Annotated in this window: 3 protein-coding genes; 1 reads left to right on the forward strand and 2 read right to left on the reverse strand. The window is 43.4% G+C overall.

What is annotated here, in order from left to right:
- Positions 1-165: 165 nt before the first annotated feature.
- A complete protein-coding gene (gene glnD / locus ABZA00_RS16345; protein ID WP_372883217.1) occupies positions 166-2,778 on the reverse strand; it encodes a [protein-PII] uridylyltransferase in 2,613 nt (870 codons plus the stop codon).
- An 85-nt stretch (positions 2,779-2,863) separates the two neighbouring features.
- Entirely contained in the window at positions 2,864-3,652 is a 789-nt protein-coding gene (gene map / locus ABZA00_RS16350; RefSeq protein WP_372883218.1) for a type I methionyl aminopeptidase, read from the reverse strand.
- 525 nt (positions 3,653-4,177) lie between these two features.
- Between map and ABZA00_RS16355 the strand changes: the two genes are divergently transcribed.
- The gene (locus ABZA00_RS16355; RefSeq protein ID WP_372883219.1) at positions 4,178-4,579 is read left to right on the forward strand and encodes a hypothetical protein; all 402 of its coding nucleotides are present in this window, start codon (positions 4,178-4,180) and stop codon (positions 4,577-4,579) included.
- The last annotated feature ends 149 nt before the right edge of the window (positions 4,580-4,728 follow it).

The following is a 4,728-nucleotide window of genomic DNA, read 5'->3' on the forward strand; positions in this document are numbered from 1 at the left end:
ATACCAATTCCGTTAATTAGATGATCTATTTAGGCGTAGGAAAAATGGATGAAAGCAAGGCATTGATTGCAGTAACTAGTTGTTCTAATTACAAAATCAATAACGAAGCTAGCATTCATTTTAACAAGCATAAATGAATAGATAATTATCGGATTTGGTATAATATTACTCTTCGGGGCTAAGCTCACTTATTAACTGGGCTTTTAAGTTTTCTTCCTGCTGCTCAGTCAGAGCGTTACCCTCTTCAGTTGAAATAATAAACAGATCCTCCGCCCGTTCACCGATGGTGGTTATCTTGGCGGTATCGAGTACCATACCGCTGAAGCGGAATATTTCCCCGATATTAGCCAAAATTCCCGGTGCATCAAAGGCGACAAGTTCAATTTGCGTGCGTTTGCGACGCGTCGGTAAAAAAGTGACTTGTGGTTCGAATTTAAACTGCCGTTTTACACGTGCCAGGCGGGTTTGCTGGGTGTTCACTTTTTCCGGGGTAAGCAGCGCTTTTTCCAGTGATTTTTTCAGGCGTTGAATAGTATCCGGATCAACATTACTGCCGTCTTCGTCCAATACCGTAAAAGTACTTAATGAAAAATCATCTTTGCTGGAAAGAATATTAGCATGATGAACACTGAGTTTTTTATTATCGATCTCGGTCACCACGGTTGAAAATAAGGCCGGCATATCCTTGTGGTAGACAAAAATTTCTGTTGCTGCACTGCTCTTCTGCTCGCTAATTAAGATCATCGGCTGACTATGATCTTCATGCGACAGCAGGTTTTTAGTGTGCCAGGCGATCTGCTGCGAACGATAACGGAAAAAGTAATCCAGTTTGAAGCGTTTCCAGAGCAGTCTTACCTGCGCCTCCTGAACACCATCAGCAACTAATATAGCCAGTGCTTTACGCTGCCTGTCGCGAATACGATCGCGAATATCAGGTGGATTTTCAAACCCGCGGCGCAGCATTTTTAAGGTACTGTAATATAAATCAGATAATAACGCCGCTTTCCAACTGTTCCACGTATCTTCGTTGGTGGCGCGGATATCCGCAACCGTCAGGCAGTGTAATAAATTTAAGTGTTTTTCATCGCGCACAATTTTCGCAAATTCAGTGACCACGCGCGGATCGTTGATATCACGACGCTGCGCTGTCACCGACATGGTCAGGTGCTGCTCAACCAGCCAGGCGACCGTTTTAGCTTCGAAGCGGCTTAATCCATGCAGTTCACAAAATGCGCGCGCATCAACAGCGCCCAGGGTGGAATGATCACCTTTTTGTCCTTTTGCAATGTCATGAAATATAGCGGCTAAATAAAGCAGTTCCGGTTTGTCTAAATCACGATAGATGTCACCCGCCAGCGGGTAGATCTGTTTGTTTTCGGCAAAGTTGTAAATATTGTTAATCAGCTTATGGGTGTGTTCATCAACGGTATAGGCGTGGAACAGATCAAACTGCATCTGCCCGACAATACGGCTCCACTGCGGGATATAAGCGGCTAATATCCCATATTCATGCATTAGCGTAAATGTCAGGCCCATCCCTCTGGGGTGCCTGATAATTTCCATAAAAATATCGCGGCATTCCGGAATGTCCTGCAACCAGTGGATTAAACAGCGGCGTGCTTCACGCAGTTCTCGCAGGGTAGGAGAATAGATACCCTTGATTTCCGGATATTCAGCAATATGCAGAAACAGCTGCAAAATTGATTCCGGTTGTTCACTGAATAATGATGCTGTTTTCAGCTCGATCATGTTGTCGCGGATTTGGAAATTATCATCAATATGCGTAATATGGGTGGCGATATTACCTAAAATCGCTTCATCAAAATACTGCAGTAACATTTCATTAAGCTCTTTAACCCGGTGAACGGTTTGATAAAAGGCTTTCATCATCTGTTCAACCGCTTTACTGCCCTGTCCTGAATAACCGAGAAAGTGCGCTACATCATTTTGATAGTCAAATAACAGACGGTTATCCGCTTTATGAGTGACGGCATTGAGTGCAAAGCGGATGGTCCAAAGCATGGTCTGGCAGTCGACTAATTCGCGATACTCGCTTTGGGTGATGTAGTTATAACTGGTTAACTCGATCAGACTATTTGCGCCAAAATGACGTTTTGCCACCCAGGCAATGGTTTGAATATCGCGTAAACCGCCTCGACCATTTTTAAGATCCGGCTCTAAGTTGTAACCGTCACCACGGCACATTCTGTGGCGGTTAAGTTGTTCCTCTTTTTTAACCGTAAAAAACTGGTCGGAAGGCCAAAAATTCTCACCATCAATCACCTCTGAGAGCTTGGCAAAAGTATCTTCATTGCCGCGCAGGTAACGGGCTTCAATCATACTGGTCGCAACCGTGATGTCTGCCAGGCCTTGCTCCAAACAATCCTGCAGGGTGCGTACGCTGTTACCTACATCGAGCTTTAAGTCCCACAACAGGGTAATAAAGGCACTTATTTTTTGTTCTGAGTCTTGGCAAAATCCATCTTTTGTAAGAATAAGCAGGTCAATATCTGATTTGGGGTGCAGTTCGCCACGACCATAACCACCGACCGCAATCAGGCAGAGATCCTCACATTCACTTAATCCCAGCTTATCCCACAGGCGGGTTAACAGCTGATCGATATAACGTGCCCGTAATGCAACAATTTCGGTTATTTTATGTTTCTGCTTAAAGCACTCAACCTGCCAGGTCTGGAATTCTTGTAAATTATTTTTCAGGAAGGGCAGGGTGAGGTTTTCTTCAGATATGTTGTTTGGGGAAAGCTGTTCAAAATCCATTATGACCTCAAATTGATTAAAGCTGAGTGATAGGAAGATCTCCGATAAAGTGTGCAGTGCGGTTTAACCCTGCACACTTAGCAGATTAAGGGTGATTAATAACACGCTCGATGCTCTCTTCCGGGCGCAGAGTTAATATCTCAACACCTGTTTCAGTGACCAGTAAAGTATGTTCCCATTGTGCGGATAATTTTTTGTCTTTAGTCACTACAGTCCAGTCATCTTTAAGCACTTTACAGCTTTTTTTACCGGCATTAATCATAGGCTCAATAGTAAAACACTGACCGGCCTGTAACACTTCTCCGGTACCGGCTTTGCCGTAATGCAGCACTTGCGGCTCTTCATGGAAGCCCGCACCAATACCGTGACCGCAATATTCGCGCACCACAGAGTAGTTGTGTTTTTCCGCATGTTTTTGAATGGCTTCGCCGATATCGCCTAAACGCGCACCGGGTTTTACCAGGTTAATACCGATATATAAACACTCTTGTGCGATACGGGATAAACGCTCCGCCAGAATAGTCGGTGTGCCTACCATAAACATTTTTGATGTATCACCGTGATAACCATCTTTGATCACAGTAATATCGACATTGATAATATCGCCATCTTTGAGCGGTTTATCATTAGGGATACCGTGACAGACAACATGGTTAAGTGAGGTGCAGATCGATTTCGGGAAACCGTGGTAGTTAAGCGGAGCTGGTATTGCCTGCTGCACGTCAACAATATAATCATGACAGAGTTGGTTCAGTTCATCAGTCGTCACCCCTTTTTTAATAAAAGGTTCGATCATCGTTAATACATCCGCGGCCAGCTGCCCGGCAATGCGCATTTTTTTGATCTCATCAGGTGTTTTAATGATTCCAGCCATCTTATTTCTCTTTATTGTTGCAGTTAAATTTAAACCTTAACTATAAAGAAATTAGCCTGAGCACGCCAGTTAAGTTTCTGAAATTTAACCCCTCGTAAGAGTATGGATTTAGCAGTAAGGAGGTAAATACAGGAGAATAAAAGGGAAGCTCTTTGCTGTTTAAGCTAAGGCCGGTTAAATTTAATACTCAGTTAGCCAGGCCGACATAAGCATTAAAATTGACTTGATTGTATTGGAAAATCGTTGCTTGATGAAATTTATTTCGAATATTCCAAACGACTTATTTGATTCTGCGAGCGAGGCTGATATTTGCATCGTATTAATCTGCTAAATTGTAATTAAATCAATAAAATCAGCAATATTTTAATCTTTCATTTTCAAACGAGCAGGCGTAAAGTTAATCGAGAGAATAAGATTGATGGAATTAACTGTAAGTTGCCCAACAGGGGGAATAGCCGCCGCTATTTCCATCACTAAAATTTTAGTGCCCTCAAGGGGGCAGACAAAAAATAAGAGGAAGTCATTTTGAAAAAATTAATCATCTTAACTGTCGCTGCAATATCCATATCAGCGTGCAGTTCAACCCCGACTGAGATGCGTGCGAAGGCGCCGAGTCAGGTTTTTTCAAGTCAGCAGGATGCCAAACAGGTGGCAAGCTGCGTGGCTGATAAGTGGGATAGTTGGGTAAACCGGTTTTCCGATTGGGGGGTTGTTAAGTTGGAAGAAACTGAGCAGGGTTACTCCATTTCGGCGCTGAAATATGGCCCGGATCCCGATGACGGCTCTGGTCCAAAGCCTACCACGATAAATTACTTAGCTGATGTTGAAAATGAAAGTTCAGGCAGTGTTACAAAACTTTACCAGTTTATGTCGCTTAACCTGGGGAAAAACCCTTTCTTTACCGCTGTTGAAGAATGCCAGGGATAATTTTATTGATCCATTTAGATGAAAAACACCGTCATTCATGGCGGTGATGAAAATCATTGATGCGAAGCATTAACGTTACTTAGGTCTATTTTGTTGCTCGATATAAGTCGTCAGGGCATCTAGCGCAGCACCGTCACATGATCCGGCAA

It is taken from the genome of Psychromonas sp. (genome assembly GCF_041586535.1).
Classification (GTDB): Bacteria; Pseudomonadota; Gammaproteobacteria; order Enterobacterales; family Psychromonadaceae; genus Psychromonas.

Coding starts and splice junctions, on each gene's coding strand:
- glnD (WP_372883217.1), bottom strand. CDS start 2,778: ATGGATTTTGAACAGCTTTCCCCAAACAACATATCTGAAGAAAACCTC.
- map (WP_372883218.1), bottom strand. CDS start 3,652: ATGGCTGGAATCATTAAAACACCTGATGAGATCAAAAAAATGCGCATT.